The organism is Streptomyces sp. NPDC003035 (genome assembly GCF_042888285.1).
Lineage (GTDB): Bacteria > Actinomycetota > Actinomycetes > Streptomycetales > Streptomycetaceae > Streptomyces.
This window is the reverse complement of record NZ_JBIAPJ010000002.1, coordinates 368,219-392,149: the sequence shown is the minus strand read 5'-3', so window position 1 is coordinate 392,149 and position 23,931 is coordinate 368,219. Positions and strand designations below refer to the sequence as shown.

Here is a 23,931-nt window from a genome sequence, read left to right as displayed (position 1 = left end):
CCAGGTCCCCCCATCTTCCTCACCTTGATCGAATGATCAGAAGGAGTCGTTTCGTCGTGTCCAGACGTACGCGTCTGCGCGCACGCCAAAGTGCCGTGATCGGCGCACTGGCGTTCGCGTTGTCGATACCCACGCCGCTGGTGCCCTTGGCACAGGCGGCGGAGCTTCCGGGACGTCCGGAAGTCCCCGCGTCCACACCTGTGAAGGTGCACGCTGTCACCGAGCCGGGCGCCAAGAAGGAACGTGCCAAGGTCGCGCAAGAGCGGGCGGCCAACCGTCAGCTGGCGGCCCTGGCCGAGCAGGAGCGTGCCCGCAGCACCTGGCCGAAGGCACAGACGCTCACCGGCAGACTGGACTCCTCTTCTGCGTCCTCGAGCGCCGCGTTGGTGGATGTGCGCGGGGTGGAGGGGGCGGGGGCTGCCCGGCTGGTGCAGCGCCCTGCGTCCGGTACGTCCACGGTGAAGGTGCTTGACCAGAAGGCCGCCCGGGCTGCGGGAGTCACTGGTGTGCTGTTCACCGTGGCAGCCCGAGAGCCGGGGGCAGCTGAGGTAGAGGTCGACTACAGCACCTTCGGTTCCGCGATCGGCGGTGCGTGGGCCACCCGTCTGGGACTCGTGTCGCTGCCGGCGTGCGCGTTGACCACACCGCAGAAGGCCGAGTGTCGCCAGACCGCCCCGATCCCCTCGGAGAACAACGCCGAGAAGCAGACGGTCACCGCGGCTTTGACGCGGGTCGACACCGCTCCGCAGGTGATGGCGTTGGCTGCCACCACGACGGGTGGCTCGGACAAGGGCGCGGGCGACTACAAGGCGACCCCTCTGTCGGCCTCCTCTTCCTGGGAGGCTGGCGGCTCGTCGGGCGCGTTCACCTGGTCGTACCCGATCTCGGTTCCGCCGGTTGCAGCTGGACCGGCGCCCTCATTGTCGATGTCCTACGACTCGGGCAGCATCGACGGGCGCACGGCCAACACCAACAACCAGGGTTCGCTGGTCGGCGAGGGCTTCGACCTGACCTCCTCGTACGTCGAGCGCAAGTACGGCTCGTGCGACGACGACGGCCAGACCGACAAGAACGACCAGTGCTGGAAGTACGAGAACGCTTCCCTCGTCCTCAATGGCAAGGCCACCGAACTGGTCAAGGATGACGCCAGCGGCCAGTGGCGGCTGAAGAACGACGACGCTTCCAAGGTCGTCCACGAGACTGGCGCAGACAACGGCGACGAGGGCGACGCCTCCGTCGACGGCGCCGGCGAGCACTGGAAGGTCATCACCGGTAACGGGACCACCTACACATTCGGCCTGAACAAGCTCGCAGGGGCAGGCAGCGAGCGCACCAACTCGGTGTGGACCGTCCCCGTTTTCGGCGACGATTCCGGGGAGCCCGGCTACTCCGCCGGCACCTCCTTCGCCGGCCGGGCCAAGCAGCAGGCATGGCGCTGGAACCTCGACCTGGTCGAGGACGTGCACGGCAACGCCTCCACCTACTGGTACACGGCCGACACCAACCACTACGCGAAGAACGGCGACAAGACCGCGCTCGCCTCCTACACCCGCGGCGGCCACCTCAACGAGATCCGCTACGGCCAGCGCTCCACCACCCTGTTCACCGGCATCGCCTCCGGCAAGGTGACCTTCGCCTACAAGGAACGCTGCAAGGACAGCGGCAGCGGCTGCGGCACGCTGACCGCGGACACCGCCGACAGATGGCCAGACGTCCCCTTCGACTCGATCTGCACCTCCACAGAGACGGACTGCAAGGCCACAGGCCCGGCGTTCTTCACCCGAAAGATTCTTTCGGCCATCCACACCCATGTGTGGTCCACGGCTGCCGAGCCGGATGCCTACAAGCCGGTCGACTCCTACGCCTTGACCCAGGACATTTACGACGGTCAGGACATCGGCAACAGCTCTGACCAGGTCTGGACCCTGATCGGGCTGAAGCGGACCGGCAAGAACGGCACCGCCATCGACCTCCCGACCATTGGCTTCACCTACCAGCAGCGCGCCAACCGCGTCGACGGGGCCAACGATGATGCCGTGCCGCTGACCCGCCCGCGGATCTCCACCATCAGCTCTGAAACCGGTGCGATCACCACCGTCGCCCTCTCTGAGCCCGAGTGTGTGCGCGGCTCGAAGATGCCCGCGGCCGAGGACAACAACAGCCTGTCCTGCTACCCGGTGTACTGGCCGATCAACGGCGGCGACCCGCAGCTCGACTGGTTCAACAAGTACCGGGTGATCGCGGTCGGCACCGCAGACCCGGCCGGCCGCAATCCGAGCGTGGAGCACGCCTACACTTACGAGGGTCCGGCCTGGCACTACAACGACGACCCCTTCACCAAGGAGAAGGAGCGCACCTGGTCCTCGTGGCGCGGCTACCGGAAGGTGACCGCCTACACCGGATCGGTCGGTGCCACCCGTTCCAAGACTGTCAGCCTGTACATGCAGGGCATGCACGGGGACCGGCTGATGGCGAAGGACGCCAACGGCACGCCGCTGACGCGCAGTGTCACCGTGCCGGGCATCGACGTGGACAACGTCCCCGGCTCCACGGGCGACGAACTGAACGTCAACGACACAACCGACAGCGATCAGTACGCGGGCCAGCTGCGTCAACAGATCACCTACGACGGCGCCCTTGCCGTCGGCAGCACAGTGAACAACCTTTGGTACAAGGAGACCGCCAGCCAGCAGAAGTCGTACGCGAGCGTGAAGGCCGGATTCGTCCGCAACTCACGGACGTACGCCTGGAACTACCTGACCGCCGCCAAGAAGTGGCGTGCCTTGGCCACCACCTATGTCTACGACGGCTATGGCATGGTCATCCGTACGGAGAACCATGGCGACTGGTCGACCGCCGGAGACGAGACCTGCACTCGCACCTGGTACGCACGCAACGACGTCAAGGGCCTGACCAGCCTGGTCTCCCGCACCCGCACCGTGGGCCAGGCATGCTCCCTCACCGACGACCAGCTGAAGATGCCCACCGGCATCACCCACAAGTACACGAGCACCGAGGCTCCGGACCAGCGCGGTGACGTCCTGTCCGACACCGCCGCCGTTTATGACAACACTGGTGCCACCGGCTGGACCGCAGAGCAGACCCCAACTCTGGGCCTGCCCACCTGGACCGGCCGCGCGAAGGGCTACCCGGCTGTGGTCTCCGGGAGCACCGCCGACCGTCATCCCACCGGCTGGCAGACGCTGACCAAGGTCACCTACGACGGAGCGACCGCCAAGCTCGGTCGCCCTCTCACCGTGAGCGACGCCGCCGGCAAGGTCACTACCACGGCCTACTATCCGGCCACAGCAGGTCCGCTCACCGGCGTGATCGTCACCAAGCCGACGCTCGCCAACGGCCAAGCCCATAAGGCGTACACCTATTACGATCCCGCGCGCGGCTCGGTAACGCACACCCTGGACACCAACCTCAAGCGGACCGAGTTCACGTACGACGCGCTGGGCCGTGTCACAGCGACCTGGGCACCCAACCGTTCCAAGTCCGGCGGTGACACCGCGACGGCCACCTTCGGCTACGGCATCAACCAGACCAACGTTCCTTCCTGGACCTCGGTCTCCACCCTCAAGCCGGACGGCCAGACCTACACCACCAGCTACAGCCTGGTGGACTCCCTGCTCCGTCCGCTTCAGTCGCAGTCTCCGGCCCCTAACGGCGGCCGCATCCTGACCGACACCCGCTACAACGACCGGGGCCTCGCCTACGAGACCTACGCGGACATTTTCGACTCCACCACCGCTCCCAACAGCACTTGGACCCGTGCCGAGTACGGTGGCGCACCACAGCAGACGCAGGTGGAGTTCGACGGCCTGGGTCGCCAGGTGAAGTCCACCCTCCTGGTCAAGGGCGTGCAGAAGTTCGCCCCCGTCGTGACCACGTACACCGGTGACTCCGTGGCCACCACCGCCCAGCAAGGCGGCACCGCCACCCGGACCATCACCGACACCCTGGGCCGCACCACCGAGACCCGCACCTACGCAGGCACCCAACCCGACGACACCGCCTACGGCGCGACCCTCGGCACCTCCTACACCTCGGTCAAGTACGGCTTCTTCCGCGACGGCAAGCAGAAGCAGATCACCGGCCCCGACGGCGCCAAGTGGTCGTACACCTACGACCTCTATGGTCGGCAGGACACTGCGACCGACCCCGACAAGGGCACTGGCGTCACGTCCTACACCGACCTCGACCAGATCCAGACCACCACGGACGCCGAAGACAAGGTCCTCGTCCACGGCTATGACGAGATCGGCCGCAAGACCGGCCTGTGGCAGAACAGCAAGAGTGATGCCAACCTCCTCGCGGAGTGGACCTACGACTCGCTCCTCAAGGGCCTGCCCGACGCTTCCATCCGCTACACCGGCGGCAAGGGCCAGACCGGCAGCAAGGCCTACACCAAGGCGGTCACGGCCTACGACTCGATGAGCCGGCCGACGACTACCACCCTGAGTCTCCCGGCAGATGACCCCCTGGTCACCTCTGGATCGGTCACGGCCACCATCACCGCGAAGGTCGACTATCGCCTCGATGGCACGGTCAACAGCCTCACCGAACCGGCAGCCGGCGGCCTCGCCGAGGAAATCGTCAGCACCGCTTACAACAACTACGGTCTGCCCATCGGGCTCTCCGGCGCGTCCGGCTACCTGCTCGGCGCCTCCTACACCGACCTGGGCCAGGTACAGCAGCTCACCCTGGGCACCTCCACCGCCAGCGGCACCAAGAAGGTCTTCCTCACCAACTTCTACGAACTAGGCACCGGCCGCCTGACCGGTGCGGACGTCGACGACCAGACCCGTGGTGCAGTGCGCGACACCGCCTACACCTACGACCCCGCGGGCAACGTCACCTCCATCTCCGACCACGCCAACACTGGCAACGGCGCCGACTTCCAGTGCTTCACCTACGACGGTCAGCGCCGCCTGACCGAAGCGTGGACTCCGAAGACCGCCGACTGCGCCACCGCAGGCCGCACCGTGACAAACCTCGGCGGAGCCGCCCCCTACTGGACCTCCTACACCTACAACGCAGCAGGCCAGCGGGCCACGGAAAGGCAGAACACTGCCACGCCGGTCACCCGCACCTACTGCTACGACACCACCCGCACGCATGCGCTGAAGGCCACCACGACCGACGGCAACTGCACGGACGAGACCGCCCAGTACACCTACGACGACACGGGCAACACCACCGCCCGCGTTGAAACGGCAGGCAGCACCACCCCCCAGGCTCTGACCTGGTCCGCCGAAGGCAAGCTCACCAAGCTCACCGAAGGCACCAGCGCAACGGACTACCTCTACGACGCCGACGGACAGCTCCTCATCCGACGCGCCTCCAGCACCAGCGGTGAGACTGTCCTCTATCTCGGCGCTACCGAAGTCCACCTCAAGGGCACGAAGAAGTGGGCCAACCGCTACTACGCGGCGGCAGGCGCGACCATCGCCCTGCGCACCAACGAAACCGGCACCGAGAAGCTCCACTTCCTCGCCGCCGACCACCACAACACCGGCAACCTCTCCATCACCGGAGACACCGCCCAGGGCCTTACCAAGCGCTACACCACCCCGTTCGGCGCCGCCCGCGGCACCAGCGCTGGTACCTGGCCGGACGACAAGTCCTTCCTCGGTAAGCCCACCGACACCGGAACCAGCCTCACCCACATCGGCGCCCGCGAATACGACCCCACCCTGGGCCAGTTCATCAGCGTCGACCCACTCCTCGTGGCGGACGCGCCCGCATCGCTGAACGGCTACAGCTACGCCGGCAACAATCCCATGACCACCTCAGACCCCACCGGAATGTGTGCCGAGATCGACTGCCCGACCAGGCCCTGTCCCACCTGCCGCAACTCCACCCCGGGTCATCAGCCGAGGCTCGGGGACGACGTCCCCGCGCAGGTAAGTGAAAGGAGCGAGGGGACTGCCAGCGGAAGTACGGGGTGTCCCGCCCTATTTTGTGGTGGCGGTAAACCTGCAAGGGGCCCGCTTGCTGGGCCCGTTCAGACTGCCCTCCCGTACATTCCGCCATACGTTGCGAGCCCCGAGTACGCTAAAGCGCGCGACTGCGGGATGATGCCGATTGACCTGGCATGCAATCCTGAGGATGCTGTTCTTGGTGGAGGTGACGATCCGGCCGTTGAAATCGGCCTCAAATGGTTTCTTGGTAAGGGCCTAGAATGGCATGAGACCTACGGAGAGGACAGTCGCCTTGCTCAGCAAGTCGCGACGTCAGACCTGACTGCGGCCCAGCGGATAGAAATCGCTATGGCGTACGCAAACGAAGGGCGAATGGAAGGCAAGCTGCGACCCTATTCCATATCAAGTGGGGATGAAGGGGGGCAGTTTAAGCGCGATATCAATTCAATGATCGCCGGCGACCATAACTCGGCAACTGCCGTGCTGGGGTCCTATACGACAGAGTATAAGATTCTCAGGGCGACACCTCGCGGAATTCAGGCGCGAATAACCATTAAGAACCCCATGACAGCGTCGTCGTTTGCGCACATTGCAACCGGATACGGGACGCCGTCTGAGCGATTCGTGAAAAGGTGGATCGATTACGACGGGATAATTGCCTCCCGCGCGTTGGGGAGTAACGGAATGATGAGGTCACACGACATGACCATCACGTTCAGGACCGTCGTATACTTCTAAGTCGAGGTTCGACGGGCCAATGAGGGCATGGGGCGGCGCAAGGGTAGATGAGCCCTGCGCCGCTACTGTGCAAGTTCATTTCGAAAGGTGAAGTCGAGTTGATTTCTGGTGCGCGCAGTATGGTTGGCACCGTAGTGGCAGTGCTTGCCATTTCCGGATGTGCGACTCTCGAGGACCCTGCCGCCAAATACCCCGAGGCGTGGATTGAGGATTCAGCTTATATGGCCAAGGGGTGGAAGGGTCTAGATTCGACTCTGCAGTTGAACTCGGATGGAAAATTTGAGGCTAAGGGCCTGAAGGCTCGCTATTATGAGTGCTCGGATGCCGAGGTGGGAGACCGTCTGAAAGGTGGATGGGGTAGCTGGAGGAGTAGAGAGAGTGATGGTGCGAGTGTCGTCTTCTTGAGGTTTTCTGACAATTGCGCGGCGACGTTTTGGCTGGGGAAATATAAGGGCGAAATAGTTCTGTGGACGGATTCTGAAGTGGATGGAAATCTCGTCATGCTGAGGCATTATGGTAGGCCTGAGCGTTAATGCAGATAAATTGAAAATGGAATCAGGCTCGGTGCCCCGCGCGGCGGCGGCTTCCTTCGTCAGTTCAGTAATGATGACTTGGCCCGACTGTCGAGCATCTTTCGCAGCTAAGCGGGATGATCGGATGGCGTGAAGGGCCCCAAGTCACCCCGAGGCTAGGGGTCCCGGGAGCGGTACGACGCCACTCGCCACGTCCCCGTGGCCTCGCCGCGACGATCGGGAAGGGTAGCCCTCTCAGTAGGAAAAGATCGGGGCTCAAGCCTTTTAAGGGAAAGCTTCCGTAAAGGTTGCTGGTCGGCGCGGCGGGGCTGTTGGCCGCGGCGTTGGCCGCCTTCGTCGTTGAGGCGAGCGAGGACTCGAGCCCTCCGGCGCTCGTGGTCGCCGATGTGGAGGGGGTCTGGACAGTCCAAGGCGGCAGCCGTCTGACGGTCCGGGCAGACGGGTCCGCGGAACTGGAGCGGGTGGAGGAGCCCGACGTGAACTGCGGACAGTCCACTGGGCCGGCTCCCCTCACGTACACGGGGCCGGCGACCTGGGTATTCGACTCTTACCCCGACGAGGCGCCGGGAATCAGGTTCGACTACCGGAGCCGCGAGACCGAGAAGCTCTGCGAGATCTACCTCGTGGTTGGCGCTGACGAGCATGCGAGCTACGGTTTCCTCCCGCACGTCGCTGATGTCCAGTACGTGCGCCCGGGGTCGGCGGAGCTGACCGCGCGGCGACCGCCTCGTTCATCAGTTCAACGATGATGGCTCTGTCAAGGATGCCAATCATCGTGATCGAGGTTTGAAAGTAAGCCGGATGACCGGGGTGGCGTCGAAACCGAGGCGTACTCAGATGGCCTCATGTCCATTGATCGAACGCGCGCGATGTGGCCCCAGATCGCGACCGTCATCGTCGAGCGCATCCGCAACGGCACCTATCCGCCCGGTAGCAAGATCCCGAGCGTGGTCCAGGTGGCGAACGAGTTCGGGGTGGTGAACTCCACCGCCCAGCGGGCCATGGAAGCCGTGCGGAAGGAGGGGCTCACGCGCTCCGAGGCCGGCATGGGTACCTACGTGCTGAGGCCGGAGGAGCAGCCGCCCACCCCCTAGTCGCCCCCGAAGTGCACAAATGCCACATGAACGGAAGCTGACTGGCCGGTTCTTAAGGACCGCTGGACGGACGTTCATTGCCCCGTGGGTCCCCCGCCGTGAAGGCTCGGGAACGGCACAGCCGTTCGGCACAGCCGTGACCCACGAGGAGAGGCGATATCACCGTGACGCGGTCAGGGCAGGAGTATCTGGAGGCGCTGCGCGACGGGCGCGAGGTATGGCTCGACGGGGAGCGGGTCAAGGACGTCACCGCGCATCCCGCCTTCCGGGCCACCGCGGGCTCCTTCGCCGGGCTCTACGATCTCGCCCACGACTCGCCGCGCACCCCCGCCCTCGTCGCGGGCGGGGTCCACCGCGCCTACGCCGTGCCCCGTTCGTACGAGGATCTGGTGGCGCGTCGGCGGGCGTACAAGGTGTGGGCCGAGGCCAGTTACGGCTTCCTGGGGAGGACCCCCGACTACATGGCCTCCGGCGCCGCCGGGTTCGCCGCCGTGCCCGAGGTGTTCACCACCGACTGTTTCGACGGCGCCGAGAACGCCCTCGCGTTCCATCGCAGGCTCGCCGAGGGCGATCTGCATTGCGCGTTCACCCTCACGAATCCCCCCGGCGACGAGAGCGTCCGGGTCGTCGAGGACCGCGCCGACGGGATCGTGGTGCGCGGTGCCAAGACCATCGGTACCGGCGCCGTCTTCGCCGACGAGGTCCTCGTCGGGACCATCGAGCCGCTCGCCGCCGAGGATGTCCAGCGTGCGCTCTCCTTCTCCGTACGGATGGACACGCCAGGGCTCAAGCTCATCTCCCGGACCTCCTACGAAGCCCAGGCCCGGTCCGTCTTCGACCAGCCGCTCTCCTCCCGTTACGACGAGAACGACGCGCTGCTCGTGTGCGACGACGTGTTCGTGCCCTGGGAACGCGTGCTGACCTACCGGGACGTGGGCGCCACCGCCGCCATGTGGTGGGAGACACCCGCGTACCTCAACCTCGTGCACCAGTCCGCGACCCGCTTCTGGACCAAGCTCGAGTTCCTCACCGGGCTCGCCATTCTGATCGCCCGGTCCAACGGGACGGACAAGCTGCCCGCGGTCACCCAGGCCATCGGGCGGCTGCTCGGGATGGTCGCCCAGGCCAAGGCGTTCGTCCTCGCCGCCGAGGCGTCGTGGGAGCCGGTCGACGACGGGCGGGGCGGGGTGCGGCCCGGGACGGACATCTCCTTCGCCCAGCGCATCATGGCCGGCGAGCTGTACCCCCGGGCCGTCCAGGACATCAAGCTGCTCGCGGGCGGGGCCATCATCCAGACCCCGGCGAGCGCCCGCGACCTGCTCCACCCCGAGCTGGGGGAGCTCGTACGCCGGTACTTCCGTACGCCCGGACAGCCCGCCGAGGACCGGCTCAAGCTCCTCAAGCTCGCCTGGGACGCGCTCGGCACGGAGTTCGCCGGGCGGCACGAGCAGTACGAGCGCTTCTACCAGGGCGCCCCGCACGTCTACCTGACCATGCAGACCTGGGCCGGCGCGGCCGAGGACTGTACGTCCCTCGCCCAGGCGTGCCTGGACGGGTACGACCTCGGGACGACCCAGTGAGGACCCCCGGACCGAAGACCCCCGGACCGAGGACCCCCGGACCGAGGACGCCCGGGCGCGGCGCGCTCGCGCTGCTCGCCGCCACGCAGTTGCTGCTGATCCTCGACACCGCGATCGTCAACGTGGCCCTGCCCTCCATCGGCGAGGACCTCGGAGCGGGAGCCGCCGGGATCTCCTGGGTGGCGAACGCGTACCTGATCACCTTTGGCGGACTGCTGCTGCTCGGCGGCCGGGCCGCCGATCTGCTCGGGCACCGGCGGGTGTTCCTCGCCGGGCTCGGGCTGCTCGCGGCCGCCTCCGCCGTCGGCGCCCTCGCGGCGGACGCGGGCGTCCTCGTCGCCGCCCGCGCCGCCCAGGGTGTGGGTGCCGCGCTCGCCGCGGCCGCCGCGTTCGCGCTGCTGCTCGTCCTCTTCCCCGACGGGCCCGCCCGGCACAAGGCGCTCGGCGCGTTCGCCGCGATGGGGGGCCTCGGCGGTGTCCTCGGGACCGTACTCGGCGGAGTCCTCACCGATCTCCTGGGGTGGCGGTCCACTCTCTGGCTCAACGTCCTCGCCGCCGTGCTGCTGGGGGCCCTGGTCCTGCGGGTGATCGAAGGCCCCCGCGGCGCCGAAGGCGCCAGCAGCCCCCAAAGCGCCAAGAGCCTCGACCGCCCCTCCACCGGGGGCAGGGGTTTCGATCTCGCCGGCGCCCTCACCGGCACCGGCGGCCTCGGGCTCGTCGCCTACGCGCTCGTCGGCGCCGCCGAGAACGGATGGCTGTCCGCGCCGACCCTCGGCGCGGGCGCCGGCGGGCTCGCCCTCCTCGCCGCCTTCGCCGTCGTCGAGACGCGCACGGCCCAGCCCCTCGTGCCGCCGGCCGTCCTCCGAAGGCCCGCCCTGCGCCGCGCCAACATCCTCAGCGCCCTCGGCCAGATGACGCTCTTTCCGATGTTCTTCCTGGTCAGCGTCTATCTCCAGAGCGTCCTCGGGTACGCGCCCCTCGGCGGCGGGCTCGGCCTGCTGCCGCTCTCCCTCGTCGTCGTCGCCGTCGCCCCGCAGACCGGCCGGCTCATCTTCCGGCTCGGCCTGACGCGGACCATGACCCTCGGCTTCGCCCTGCTGTGCGCCGGCACCCTGTGGCTCGCCCTCGCCCTCACCCCCGACGGCGGCTTCCTCACCACCGTGCTCGCCCCGAGCCTTCTCCTGGGCGTGGCCCTGCCGCTGGTCATGGTCACCACCAACGTCGCCGCCACGGCCGAGGCCGCCCCCGAGGAGACCGGACTCGCCTCCGGACTGGTCAACACCAGCCAGCAGTTCGGCTCCGTCCTCGGCCTCGCCGTCCTCGTGGCCGTCGCCACGACCAGTACCGAATCAGCCACCGCGGCCGCCCGGACCGATGGATTCCGGGCCGCTCTGCTCGTCGGAGCGGTCTTCGCCGCCGTCGCCACGACGATATCCGTACGCTTGCGCATGCCCACGCCCACCCCGGCGCCGACCACGCCGGGGCCGAGTGGCAGAACCACGGTGACCACGCCGCACCACGGTGACCATCCGACACGGTGACCACGCCGACACGGTGACCACGCCGCACCACGGCGACCACGCCGACACGGTGACCACGCCGACCCCGTAGACCCGGCGCATGAGCCGAAGGACGCACTCCCCTGCCCCCCGGCGAGGGGACCCCCAGTGGCGTCCTGAGGCGAGCGCGCCCCAAAACAGAGGGGGCATTCCGTTGGCCCTGTACGACCTTGTCGCGCCCCGGCTCGAAGAGCGCGGAGACCCGCGCTACCGCATAGCCGACATACGCGCCGCCGACCCGCTCGGCGCCGACGCCCTGCTCGCCGCGTTGCCCGCGATGAACGCCGACGCCGACGTGCCCGCGCTCACGGTCGCCCTGCGCACCGTCGTCCCCGACCCGGAGCGGGCCGCCGAATGGAGCGTGGTCGACGCGCTCGCCGCGATGCGCGACCTCGGCATCCTGCTCGGCTCGCTGAAACGTCACGGCATCCAGCCGGTGGCCGCCGTCCCCGAAGTCCTCCCGGTCCTGGAACTCCTGGGCCGCCGGACCGACATGGTGCCCCGCGACACCGTGCACCACTACACCACCTGGAACCCGACCGGCCCCCGCCGGCGGACGTACACCGGCCACCCCATGGAGGCCCATCTCCAGGAAGCCGTCCGGATGGCGTTCCCCGGACTCGTCGCCGCCCTCGACACCTGCTCCCGGCTCGCCCGGCTCGAACCGTACGACCCCGGCTTCGCGGGCGCCCTCGACCGCATCGCGCAGCACGTCCAGTCGATGGTCGACTCCATCGACCACACGGTCACCCATGTCACCCCGGAGTTCTTCGCCACCACCCTGCGCCCCTACTTCGAGGAGATCGAGGTCGCCGGACGCGACTACCTCGGCCCCGCCGCGGCCCAGGTGCCGCTGTGGCTGGTCGATCTGACGCTCTGGCAGTGCGACCGCTCGAACGCCGCCTACGACGCGTTCCTCGCCGACTCCGTCCAGTACAGCCTGCCGTCCTGGCGCGACTTCCACGCCCGCCACGCCGGCCGGGTCTCGGCCGTCAGCAAGCTCTCGGCGGCCCTCAGCTGGGAGAACACCGAGCGGCTGCCCCCGCAACTGTCCGCCTCCGCCCATGCGCTCGGCAGGGTCCTGAAGATCCTCAAGACCTTCCGCGCCCGTCACATCGGCATGGCCCGCAAGGCATACGCGGACGACCTGCGGCTCTACGACGAGGGGAGCGGCGGTGCCCCGATAGCCCTGCTGCGCTCGATCCTCGACCTGACCCGGGACAACGAGACGCTGGTGCGCCGCGCGACCTGCAGTCCCTCGGGGGCCGGGGCGCGGGCCGGTTCCGGTTCCCTGGCGCGGGCCGGGGCCAAGGCGGAAGCCGGGATCGGTGCCGGTTCCACGGCGGGGGCCGGTTCCGGCGCCCCGGTGAACTGAGGGAGGGCCGCATGACCCTCCGTAACCCCTACGAGCCCTCCCCGTCCGACGGCGCGCTTCTCCACGTCGTCGTGGCAGGCGGGGGCATCGCCGGCCTCACCACCGCCCTCGCCCTGCACGCCGTCGGATGCGACCGCGTCACCGTCGTCGAGTCGGCCCGGGAGAACCGCCCCGTCGGCGCGGGGCTCAACCTCATGCCCCCCGCCGTCCGCGAACTCGACGCGCTCGGGCTGCTCCCGCGCCTCGAAGCCGGTGCCCTGCGCACCCGCGAGCTGCGCTACTACCACCGCTCCGGCAGCCTCATCTCCCGCGAGCCACGCGGGCTCGGCGCCGGCTACCGCTGGCCCCAGCTCTCGATCCACCGGGCCCACCTCCAGCACGTCCTCGCCGAGGCGGTACGGGAACGGCTCGGCCCGGCCGCCCTGGTCACCGGCGTCCGGGTCACCGGCGTGGAGCCGCTGCCCGACGGCCGGCCCCGCGTCCGTCTCGAACACCGTGACGGCGCCCGGCGCGGGCGCGCCTCGCTCGAACCCGACGTGCTCGTCGGCGCCGACGGCATCCGCTCCGCCGTCAGGTCCGCGCTCAACCCCGCAGAGGGCAGCCCGCCCTGGAACGGGATGCTGGTGTGGCGCGGCGTCTCGCGGATGCCGGCGCGCGCCGTCGGCTCCTTCATGTTCATCGCGGGCGACGACCGGCAGAAGGCCGTGGTCTACCCGATGCACCGGGCGGGGAGCGACGTCCTGGTGAACTGGGCGCTCGCCCGGCCCGCCGAGTCCGCGGCCGAGGAGTACCGGGGGGACTGGAACCGCCCCGTCCCCGTGGAATCGTTCCTGCACCACTTCGAGGGATGGGAGTTCGGCGGCATCAGCGTCCCCGAGGTGCTGAAGGCCGCCGACACGGCCCACGAGTACCCGATGGTCGACCGCGAGCCCCTCGGCCGGTGGACCCGCGGCCGCACCACCCTGATCGGCGACGCGGCCCACGCGATGTACCCGATCGGCTCCAACGGAGCCACCCAGTCCGTCATCGACGCCCGCGCCCTCGCCCACGCCCTGGCCCTCCACCGCGATCCGGCGGAGGCCCTCGACGCGTACGAGCGCGACCGCAGGCCCACCACCACCGCGCTCCAGCGCGCCAACCGGCGGCTCGGCCCCGAGGTCGTCATCGATCTGGCGCACCAGCGGGCCCCGCACGGGTTCACCGACATCCACCAGGTGATCCCCGCCGCCGAACTGGCCGCGATCGCCGCCCGTTACGCGACCACCGGCGCCTGCGACCCGGCCGCCGCCAACCGCGACTCGCCCTACACCGTGCCGTCGGGGCCCGTCCGGATCTGATCCGCCGGAGCTGATCCGCCGGACCTGATCCGGCGGACAGGCTCGGGCGTTCCCATGCGGCCCCCGACGGTCCGCCACCCGCGCACGCCACGGCGCGCGACCCCCGCGCGCCGTGGCCGGGGGAGGGCGCGGTGGCCTACCGTCGGGGATGCACGACCGGCTGCACAGCGTGGTGCGTCCGCTCCGCTCCGTACTCCCCTGCGAAGGTGGAACACGTGAAGGCAATCCGTCGATTCACCGTGCGTCCCGTCCTCCCCGACACCCTTCGACCGCTCACCGACCTGGCGCGGAACCTGCGCTGGTCCTGGCACGAGCCGACCCGTGAACTCTTCGACTCCCTCGGCCCCGGCCCCGGCCCCGGCCCCGACCCCGACCGTGCGGACCGGCCGGGCGCCCGCCGTGGCGCGGACATCGACCCGGTCCGGCTGCTCGGTTCCGTCTCCGCCGACCGCCTCGCCGCACTCGCCGCCGACCAGGACTTCCTGGCCCGGCTGCGCGCCGCGGCCGAGGACCTCGACCACTATCTCCACGCCCCCCGCTGGTACCAGGAGCAGAAGGGGCACCTGCCCGCGTCCATCGGTTACTTCTCGCCCGAGTTCGGGGTCACCGCCGCCCTTCCGCAGTACTCCGGCGGGCTCGGCATCCTCGCCGGCGACCATCTCAAGGCCGCCAGCGACCTCGGCGTCCCCCTCGTCGGCGTCGGTCTGCTCTACCGGCACGGCTACTTCCGGCAGTCCCTCTCGCGCGAGGGCTGGCAGCAGGAGCACTACCCCGTCCTCGACCCCGGCGAGCTGCCCGTCTGCCTGCTCCGCGAGAACGACGGCACCCCCGCCCGGGTCACCCTCGCCCTGCCCGGCGGCCGCAGTCTGCACGCCCACATCTGGACCGCGCAGGTCGGCCGGGTGCCCCTGCTGATGCTCGACTCCGACGTCGAGGAGAACGCGCCCGCCGAACGCCAGGTCACCGACCGGCTGTACGGCGGCGGCAGCGAACACCGGCTGCTCCAGGAGATGCTCCTCGGCATCGGCGGCGTCCGCGCCGTCCGTACGTACTGCCGGCTCACCGGCACCCCCGCGCCCGAGGTCTTCCACACCAACGAGGGCCATGCCGGCTTCCTCGGCCTCGAACGCATCCGGGAGCTCGCGGGCGACGGGCCGCACGGAAAGGGCCTCGACTTCGACGCGGCCCTGGAGACCGTCCGCGCCGGGACGGTCTTCACCACCCACACGCCCGTGCCGGCCGGGATCGACCGCTTCGAGCGGAGCCTCGTCGCGCGCCACCTCGGCGAGGACGGCGAGCTCCCCGGCGTCGACGTGGGCCGCGTGCTCGCGCTCGGCGACGAGATGCCGCTCGGCGGCGAGCACGGGCTGTTCAACATGGCCGCCATGGGCCTGCGCCTGGCGCAGCGCGCCAACGGCGTCTCCACCCTCCACGGGTCCGTCAGCCGCGGGATGTTCGCCGGTCTGTGGCCCGGCTTCGACCCGGAGGAGGTGCCGATCGACTCGATCACCAACGGGGTCCACGCGCCGACCTGGACCGCGCCCGAGGTCGGCCGCCGCGCCCGAGAGGCCGACGGGGCCGGCGGGGCCGACGACCGGGAGCTGTGGGAGCTGCGCAGGACGCTGCGCGAACAGCTGGTGACGGAGGTACGGGAACGGCTCCGGGCCTCCTGGCGGCAGCGGGGCGCCGCGGACGCCGAACTCGGCTGGACGGACTCCGTCCTCGACCCCGACGTGCTCACCATCGGGTTCGCCCGCCGGGTCCCCTCGTACAAGCGGCTCACGCTGATGCTGCGCGACCCCGAGCGGCTGCGGGCCCTGCTGCTGCACCCCGAGCGGCCGGTGCAGCTCGTCGTCGCGGGCAAGGCGCACCCGGCCGACCAGGGCGGGAAGCGGCTCGTGCAGGAGCTGGTGCGGTTCGCCGACGATCCGCGGGTGCGGCACCGGATCGTCTTCCTGCCCGACTACGGCATGGCCATGGCCCGCAAGCTGTACCCGGGCTGCGACGTCTGGCTCAACAACCCGCTGCGCCCCCTGGAGGCCTGCGGGACCAGTGGGATGAAGGCCGCCCTGAACGGCTGCCTCAACCTCTCGGTCCTCGACGGCTGGTGGGACGAGTGGTTCGACCCCGACTTCGGCTGGGCGATCCCGACGGCCGACGGGGCGGCGGCGACGGACGAGGAGCGCCGCGACGACCTGGAGGCGAACGCGCTCTACGAGCTGATCGAGCGCCGCGTCGCCCCGCGCTTCTACGACCGGGGCGCGGACGGGGTGCCGGCCCGCTGGACCGAGATGGTCCGCAGGACGCTGGCCGACCTCGGCCCGAAAGTGCTCGCCGACCGCATGGTGCGCGAGTACGTCGAGCGGCTGTACGTCCCGGCGGCCCTGGCGCACCGGGCCCTCGCGCCGGACACCGCCCGGAGCCTGGCCGCCTGGAAGGGCCGGGTGCGGGGCGCCTGGCCCAAGATCGCCGTCGACCACGTCGAGGTCGGCGAGGTCGGCGAGGACCTGGCCGACGCGGAGCTGGGTGCGACGACGGCGGTACGGGTGCGGGTGGCGCTCGGCGCACTGGACCCGGACGACGTGGAGGTGCAGGCGGTCACCGGCCGGGTCACCCCCGACGACGCGCTCGTCGACACCCGGGTGTGCGCGCTCAAGCCCGCGGGCGGCCCGGACCTGGAGGGCCGCGTGCCCTACGAGGGTTCGCTGGTCCTGGACCGTACCGGCCCCTTCGGCTGCACGGTCCGGGTGCTGCCCTCGCATCCGCTGCTCGCCTCGGCGGCGGAACTGGGTCTGGTGGCCCTGCCGACGGAGGCGACGGGGGAGGGGGCGGGGGTCCTCATGAGGTGAGGTGCTGAGCGACTGGTCTGGACCAGGGTCTTGACGTGTCCATGGAGTGGTTCTACGTTCCACGCTCGAGGCGGAGTTCACCTGTCCGCCCATCGTTCACGTACAGGAACGAAAGGCCCCCCACATGCGCCTCACAGCCCTGGTCCTCACCCTGGCGGCGGCCGTCGCCGTCACCCTCGCCCCGACGGCCGTCGCCGGACCACCCCCACACACCGTCGCCGGCCCCTCGGCGGCCAACGCCCCCGCGAGCTTCACCCACCCCGGAGTCGTCGTGTCCCGGCCCCAGCTCGACTTCGTACGCTCCAAGGTCCAGGCGGGCGCCCAGCCCTGGAAGAGCGCCTACGACCAGATGATGGCCAGCACCTACGCCTCACTGACCCGGACTCCCAAGCCGCGCGAGATCGTCGAGTGCGGCTCCTCCTCCAACCCCAACCACGGCTGCACGGACGAGCGGCAGGACGCGGTCGCCGCCTACACCCAGGCGCTCGCCTGGTACCTCACCCGGGACGACCGGCACGCGCGCAAGGCGATCGAGATCATGGACGCCTGGTCGGCCGTGATCAACGACCACACCAACTCCAACGCGCCGCTCCAGACCGGCTGGGCCGGCTCCTCCTGGCCCCGGGCCGCCGAGATCATCAAGCACACCTACACCGGGGGCTGGCCGAACTCCGGCCGCTTCGCGACCATGCTGCGTACGGTCTATCTCCCCGAGGTCATCAACGGCGCCGCCACCAAGAACGGCAACTGGGAACTCATCATGACCGAGGCCGCGCTCGGCATCGCCGTCCACCTGGAGGACCGGGCGGCCTACGACAAGGCCGTCGCGACCTATCTCGGCCGGGTCCCCGCGTACATCTACCTGACCACCGACGGATCCCTGCCCAAGCCGCCGCCGAACAGCGGCATCGACACCCGCGACGAGATCGTGAAGTACTGGCAGGGCCAGTCCACCTTCGTCGACGGCCTCACTCAGGAGACCTGCCGGGACTTCGGCCACACCGGCTGGGGTCTCGCCGCCGCCGTCCACACCGCCGAGACCAGCCGCATCCAGGGCGCGGACCTCTACCCCCGGGTCTCCGAACGGCTGCGGCACGCCCTCGGCTTCCACACTCGGTACGAGAACGGCGCGGCGGTCCCGTCGTGGCTCTGCGGTGGCACGGTCGAGCCCGGCCTGGGGAGGGTGACGGAGGTCGGCTACAACGCCCTGCACGGCCGGATGGGGATCTCCATGACGAACACGGCGCTCTACACCGAGGCGCGCCGGCCGTCCGGCACGGACAACTACTTCGTCTCCTGGGAGACCCTCACCCACGCCGGGAACCCGAACTGACCCCGCCTCATCCCACCAGCGCCTTGCCGGCGAGCCGCCCGTCGGCGAGGCAGAGGCGGTAGACCGGGACGGCGGCGAGGAGCGTCGAACGGTAGTAGAGGCACCGGTCCATGCCGGGCGGCTCGGCCGGGGCACCGGCCGGGGGACCGTCCAGCGGGTGCGGCGGGAGCCGTTCGGCATCGGCGGCGAGCGGATCACCGATGCGCAGCGCGACATAGTCGTCCCGGTCCAGGAACGAACGGGACTGCGTCCAGAGCCCGAAGGCGAGCATCACCAGACCGAGCGCGGTCACCAGCGCGAGCGGGATCCAGATCGCCCGCGCCAGGCCCCGCCGCACCTCCCGCCGCGCCCGGTCCCGTTCCCGTACGGAGGTGGGTGCTGTCGTCGGAGCCACGGCCGCCGCGCCCGGCTCCAGCGGCAGCACCGCGCGTACGGCGAACCCGCCCGCGCCGTCCGGGCCGTGGCTCAGCCGGCCTCCGGCGAGCTGCACCCGCTCGTCGAGGCCGACCAGGCCGGTACCGGCGGACGGGCCCGGGGCTGTTGGGGCAGGCTCAGCCACGGGGTTGGACACCGACACCGTCAGGGCGCCGCCCCCGCGCTCCAGCGCGACCCGGACGGGCGCGCCGGGCGCGTGCCTGGCCGCGTTCGTCAGTGACTCCTGCACCACCCGATGGGCGGCCCGGTCGACCATCGGCGGGGTTTCCCCGGCCTGCCCGGTCTGCCCGGCCTCTCCCGTCTCCCCGGCCTGCCCGGCCTGCCCGGCCTCTCCGGTCACCGTCAGCTCCACCCGCATCCCGGAGGCGCGCGCCCGCTCCACCACGTCCTCGACCGTCTCCCCGGCCGGCGTCGTCCGGGTTCCCGGCGCCTCCTCGCCCGCGCGCAGCACGCCGATGATGTCCCGCAGCCGGGCGGTCGCGTCGCCGGCCGCCCGCCGCAGCTCCCCGGCCGCCTCCTGTTGCCGAGCGCCGAGCGCCGGATCGACCTCAAGGGCGGCCGCCCGCAGCGCGATCAGGGCGAGGTCGTGGCCGAGCGAGTCGTGCATGTCGCCCGCGATCCGGGACCGTTCGCGCAGCCGCTCGCGCTCGGCGACCGCCGCCTGCTCGCGCTCCATGCGCTCGGCCAGCTCCCAGCCCGTCCGCACCAGGCGGGCGTACTGGCGCACGTAGCGGCCCGTGAGCCAGGGCGCGACGATCGCCAGGGCGAGGGCGAGGACCAGGGTGAACCACTGGGCGACGGGCACGCCCGACCACAGGACGAGACCGAGTCCGGCCGCCGCCACCGCCCCGAACAGCGCGAGCGCGGCCCGGGTCTGCTCCTGCCGCCGTCCCGCGAGATAGCCGAACACGACCAGGGCCAGGCTGTACGCCGGGGTGTACAGCTCCACCGTCGAGGCGAGGCTGACCGCGACCACGACGGCGAGCGAGACCAGGGGCAGCGACCGCGAGAACGCCACGCACACGCCGAGCACGACGACACCGACGGCGACCTGCCCCCAGGACCCCCCGTCGTTCGGATCGAGCCGCAGCAGGACGGGCACGGAAAGAAGCCCCCACAGCCCCAGGTCGACCAGCGGACCCCGAAGTCGTTCACGACGCATCCCCCCAGCTTGCCGGAGGACCGCCGCGGGGCGCCCCCGACGAAAGTCAGGCCCTGTCAGTCCGCCACCAGACCCGCCTCGTACGCCAGGATCGCGAGCTGTACCCGGTTCTTCAGGCCGAGGCGGGCGAGGACCGCGCTCACGTGGGCCTTGACCGTGCCCTCCACGACGTACAGCCGGGTCGCGATCTCGCCGTTCGACAGGCCGGCGCCGACCAGGGACACGACCTCCCGTTCCCGTGCGGTCAGCGGCTCCAGGCGCTCGCGCGCCTCCCCCGCGCGGGAGAGCCGGCCGGTCGGCAGGTGGGCGATGACCCGGCGGGTGACCTCGGGGGAGAGGAACGCGGCGCCGGCGGCCACGGCCCGTACCCCCGCGAGCAGTTCCCGCGGGTCGCCGGACTTCAGCAGGAAGCCGGCCGCGCCCGAGCCGAGGGCCTGGGCGATGTACTCGTCCTCGGAGAAGGTCGTCAGCATCACGACCGCCGCGTCCGGCACCGCGCGGCGCAGTTCCTCCGCCGCGCCGAGGCCGTCGAGCCGCGGCATCCGGATGTCGAGGAGGACCACGTCGGGCAGGTGGCGGCGGGCGAGTTCGACGGCCTCGCGGCCGTCGGCCGCCTCCGCGACCACCTCGATCCCCGGGTCGGCGGCGAGGATCGCCTTCACCCCGGCCCGGATCATCGTCTCGTCGTCCGCGAGCAGCACCCTGATCATGCGGGCAACCCTATGCACAACGCGCGGCCGCCCGGAGGGGAGAACCCCTCCGGGCGGCCGGTGCTACCACCCCGTGGTCACGGGCCTGCGGTTACGGGAACGTCAGCTTGAAGCTGTTGATGTAGCCGGTGTCCTGCGCGGCCCTGTCCTGGACCCGCAGCTTCCACGCGCCGTTGGCGACCTCGCTGGACGCGTTGACCGTGTAGGTGGCCACGACGTTGTCCGCCGAGTCGGAGGACGAGAACGGCTTCAGGTTGTAGACCGAGCCGTCCGGGGCGACCAGGTCGACGACCAGGTCACCGCGCCAGGTGTGGACGATGTTCACGTCCACCTTGAGGGTGGAGGGCGCGTTGCCGGTGACACCGGTGACGTTGACCGTGGAGGTCACCGCGGCGCCGTTGTCCGGGATCGACACGTCGGCGGTGTTCTCGAAGACCTTGCCGGTGCCGGGGTCGCCGCCACCGGGACGGGCACCCACGTTGACGCCGGCCCAGGCGTGCTCGACGGCCTTCACCTCGGCGCTGCCGGCGCCGTACAGCTCGGTGGCCACCGCGACCGTACCCGTACGGGCACCGGCGTAGTTGGTGTTCGAGCTGAACTTGGTGGTGAGCGCCTTGAACCAGATCAGCGAGGCCTTGTCCCGGCCGATACCGGTGACGGGCAGGCCGTCGGAGGTCGGCGAGTCGTAGCTGACGCCGTTGATCGTCTTGGCGCCGCTGCCCTCGGAGAGCAGGTAGTACCAGTGGTTCGCCGGGCCCGAGGAGTAGTGGACGTCGATCGAGCCGATGCCCGAGTACCAGGCGTCCTTGGACGAGCCGTCCTTGCTCGGCTTGTCCATGTAGCGCAGCGGGGTGCCGTTGCCGCGGATGTCGATCTTCTCGCCGACCAGGTAGTCGCCCGGGTCGGAGGCGTTGTTGGCGTGGAACTCGACGGCCGCCGCGAAGATGTCGGAGGTCGCCTCGTTCAGGCCGCCGGACTCGCCGCTGTACACCAGGCGGGCGGTGTTGGAGGTGAGGCCGTGCGTCATCTCGTGCGCGGCCACGTCGATGGACGTCAGCGGCTTGGCGTTGTTCGCGCCGTCGCCGTACGTCATGCAGAAGCAGGAGTCCTGCCAGAAGGCGTTGACGTACGCGTTGCCGTAGTGGACCCGGGAGTACGGCGCGACACCGTCACCGCGGATGCCGTTCCGCCCGTGCACGTTCTTGTAGTAGTCCCAGGTGAGCGCGGCGCCGTAGTGCGCGTCGGCGCCCGCGGTCTCCAGGTTCTGCGGGGTGCCGTCGCCCCAGACGTCGTCGGAGCCGGAGAAGAGCGTTCCGGTGCCCGACGTACCGCGGTTGAGGTTGTACGTCTTGTGGTTGCCGCGGGCGGCGTCGGTCAGCGTGTACGGACCGGTGCCGCTGGTGCCGAGGGTGACCTGGCCGGCGTACTGCGTGTTGCCGGTGCCGGTCTCGACGGCCTGCCACTCGTACAGCTTCTCGCCGGTCTTCGCGTCGGTGACGACGTGCAGCTCGTTGGGGGTGCCGTCGTGCTGGAGGCCGCCGACGACGGTCTCGTACGCGAGGACGGGCGAACCCTGCGCCATCCAGACGACCTTACGCGGGGCGTGCTCGGTGGCGGCCTTGTCCGCGCCCTCCGCCTTCGCCTCGGCCAGCGCCTGCTTCTCGGCGGCGGCCGGAGCGACGTCGGCGGTCATGTCGATGTGCTTCAGCTCCGCACGGGACGCCTTGGTGACCCCCTCGGTCTTTCCGGCCTTGGTCTCGGCGACGATCAGGTCGCCGCCCAGGACGGGGAGTCCGGCGAAGGTGCGCTCGTAGCGCGTGTGGGTCGTGCCGTCGCGGTCCTGGACGACGTCGCGGACGACGAGCTTCTCCTGGGCGCCGAGGCCGAGCGACTTGGCGGTCGCCGCCTTGTCGGCGTCGGCCGCGCGTATCAGCGCGGTGCGCTGGGCGGGGGAGAGGTCGGCCGGCAGCTTGCCCGGGTTGACCTTGCCCGCGGCCTGGGCCGCGGGCGCGGCGTTCCGAGAGTCGTCCGCGGCGGTCGCGGCTCCGGACTGGACACCGACCGCGAGCATGGCGGCGGCAGCGATCAGAGCGCCGGTCGCGGTGGCGCGACGGCTGGGCGTGGATCTCACGCAGACTCCTTTTGCGAGGGGGGTACCGGAGGCTGGGTGGGCCCTCCGGGCGGAGCAAACAGAGCTGTGGAGCACGAACTCTCATACGAGTCGGGGAGAGAGTGGCAGCCGCGACCAGCCCCTGTCAGGAGCGCGTCAAGAAGTTGGCCGGAAATCGTCCGGTGCCCGAAAGGCCGTGTTCGTTAACCGGACGTTTCGTCGATCATGACCGCGATGCCGTCCAGCGTTCTCCGGAGCCCGAACTCGAAGAGCGTCTCCAGGTCGAGTTCAAAATCCTCGTCCTCGCTCAGACCGCTGAGCAGCGGGTACGCGCCCCCACCCGAGATCGCGTCGTAGTACGGCTCGTTCCGCTCCATCCACTCGCCGTCCGAGATCCCCGAGTCCTGCCGCGCCTGCTCCTCCAACGCGTCGGCCATGGCCACCCCTTGGACATAGGCGAAGAGCACCAGATGCGTGTGGATCTTCTCGAAGGGCGTCAGACGCGTGCCGCGCAGCGCCCCGAGCACCCACTCCGTGTACGCCATCGCGTTCGGCGAGGCGACCGGCCGCGTGAACGAGGCCATCGCCTGCGCCATCCAGCGGTGCCGCGCGTAGACCGCGCGCAACCAGCGGGCCGCGTGCTCCATCCCCGTACGCCAGTCGGCCGGCACCGGACCCAACGGCACCTCGCCGCAGACCGCGTCCGTCATCAGCCGCACCAGCTCGCCCTTGCCCGGCACATGCCGGTACAGCGCCATGGTGGACGTGCCCAGCTGGGTCGCGATCCGGCGCATGGACAGCGCCGAAAGCCCCTCGGCGTCGGCGAGTTCGAGCGCGGCACGGACGATCCGCTCACGGTTCAGGGTCCCCGCGCCCGGGGCGGAGGCCGGTCGGGCCACCACCGTCCCGACCCCCGGCTCGGCCCTGACCAGACCCTCCTGGCGCAGCGCTGACAGGGCCTTGGTGGCCGTCGCCATGGCCACTCCCCACTCGCGGGTGATGGCCCGGGTCGAGGGGACGCGGTCACCGGGCGAGAGCTCCCCGGCCCGGATCCGGCGACGGATCTCGGCGGCGATGACGAGGTAGGGCGGCGGGGTCGTCACGGCGGGCAGTGTACTAGTGCGCCTGACACTCCGTACGCGCTTCCGACCTGGTCGTTCGAGGGTGCGGTGAGGGTGTACTAGGG

Annotated in this window: 13 protein-coding genes; 9 read left to right on the top strand and 4 right to left on the bottom strand. The window is 70.2% G+C overall.

Going from position 1 to position 23,931, the window contains the following annotated elements; all coding sequences use genetic code 11:
* Positions 1-56: 56 nt before the first annotated feature.
* From ACFYV5_RS07935 to ACFYV5_RS07895, 9 genes are all read left to right on the top strand, one after another.
* On the top strand, positions 57-6,668 hold the full coding sequence (locus ACFYV5_RS07935) for an RHS repeat domain-containing protein (protein WP_389165702.1): 6,612 nt from the start codon (positions 57-59) through the stop codon (positions 6,666-6,668).
* Positions 6,669-7,488: 820 nt separating this feature from the next.
* The gene (locus ACFYV5_RS07930; RefSeq protein WP_389165699.1) at positions 7,489-7,950 is read left to right on the top strand and encodes a hypothetical protein; all 462 of its coding nucleotides are present in this window, start codon (positions 7,489-7,491) and stop codon (positions 7,948-7,950) included.
* Between the two features lie 96 nt (positions 7,951-8,046).
* Positions 8,047-8,295 (top strand): GntR family transcriptional regulator, encoded by a 249-nt coding sequence (locus tag ACFYV5_RS07925; protein ID WP_389165696.1) that lies wholly within the window; start codon positions 8,047-8,049, stop codon positions 8,293-8,295.
* A 164-nt stretch (positions 8,296-8,459) separates the two neighbouring features.
* Positions 8,460-9,875, top strand: coding sequence for a 4-hydroxyphenylacetate 3-hydroxylase N-terminal domain-containing protein (locus tag ACFYV5_RS07920; protein WP_355107775.1), 1,416 nt, complete (start codon positions 8,460-8,462; stop codon positions 9,873-9,875).
* The gene (locus tag ACFYV5_RS07915) at positions 9,872-11,416 is read left to right on the top strand and encodes an MFS transporter (RefSeq protein WP_389165693.1); all 1,545 of its coding nucleotides are present in this window, start codon (positions 9,872-9,874) and stop codon (positions 11,414-11,416) included. The genes ACFYV5_RS07920 and ACFYV5_RS07915 overlap by 4 nt, the downstream gene beginning before the upstream one ends.
* Before the next feature lie 172 nt (positions 11,417-11,588).
* On the top strand, positions 11,589-12,809 hold the full coding sequence (locus ACFYV5_RS07910) for a monodechloroaminopyrrolnitrin synthase PrnB family protein (protein ID WP_355107771.1): 1,221 nt from the start codon (positions 11,589-11,591) through the stop codon (positions 12,807-12,809).
* A gap of 11 nt (positions 12,810-12,820) precedes the next feature.
* Positions 12,821-14,146 (top strand): FAD-dependent monooxygenase, encoded by a 1,326-nt coding sequence (locus ACFYV5_RS07905; RefSeq protein ID WP_389165689.1) that lies wholly within the window; start codon positions 12,821-12,823, stop codon positions 14,144-14,146.
* A 215-nt stretch (positions 14,147-14,361) separates the two neighbouring features.
* Positions 14,362-16,995 carry an alpha-glucan family phosphorylase gene (gene glgP, locus ACFYV5_RS07900; protein WP_389165687.1) on the top strand — a complete coding sequence of 878 codons (2,634 nt, stop codon included), beginning with the start codon at positions 14,362-14,364 and terminating at the stop codon, positions 16,993-16,995.
* 124 nt (positions 16,996-17,119) lie between these two features.
* A complete protein-coding gene (locus tag ACFYV5_RS07895) occupies positions 17,120-18,328 on the top strand; it encodes an alginate lyase family protein (RefSeq protein WP_389165684.1) in 1,209 nt (402 codons plus the stop codon).
* A 7-nt stretch (positions 18,329-18,335) separates the two neighbouring features.
* On the opposite strand, the gene ACFYV5_RS07890 is transcribed toward ACFYV5_RS07895, so the two are convergent.
* From ACFYV5_RS07890 to ACFYV5_RS07875, 4 genes are all read right to left on the bottom strand, one after another.
* Positions 18,336-19,925, bottom strand: coding sequence for a sensor histidine kinase (locus ACFYV5_RS07890; RefSeq protein ID WP_389165681.1), 1,590 nt, complete (start codon positions 19,923-19,925; stop codon positions 18,336-18,338).
* 56 nt (positions 19,926-19,981) lie between these two features.
* Positions 19,982-20,635 carry a response regulator transcription factor gene (locus tag ACFYV5_RS07885; protein ID WP_355107761.1) on the bottom strand — a complete coding sequence of 218 codons (654 nt, stop codon included), beginning with the start codon at positions 20,633-20,635 and terminating at the stop codon, positions 19,982-19,984.
* 91 nt (positions 20,636-20,726) lie between these two features.
* Positions 20,727-22,766: a M4 family metallopeptidase gene (locus tag ACFYV5_RS07880; RefSeq protein WP_389165677.1), complete on the bottom strand. Its 2,040-nt coding sequence runs from the start codon at positions 22,764-22,766 to the stop codon at positions 20,727-20,729.
* Between the two features lie 182 nt (positions 22,767-22,948).
* Entirely contained in the window at positions 22,949-23,848 is a 900-nt protein-coding gene (locus ACFYV5_RS07875; RefSeq protein WP_389165674.1) for a TetR/AcrR family transcriptional regulator C-terminal domain-containing protein, read from the bottom strand.
* Between the last annotated feature and the right edge of the window lie 83 nt (positions 23,849-23,931).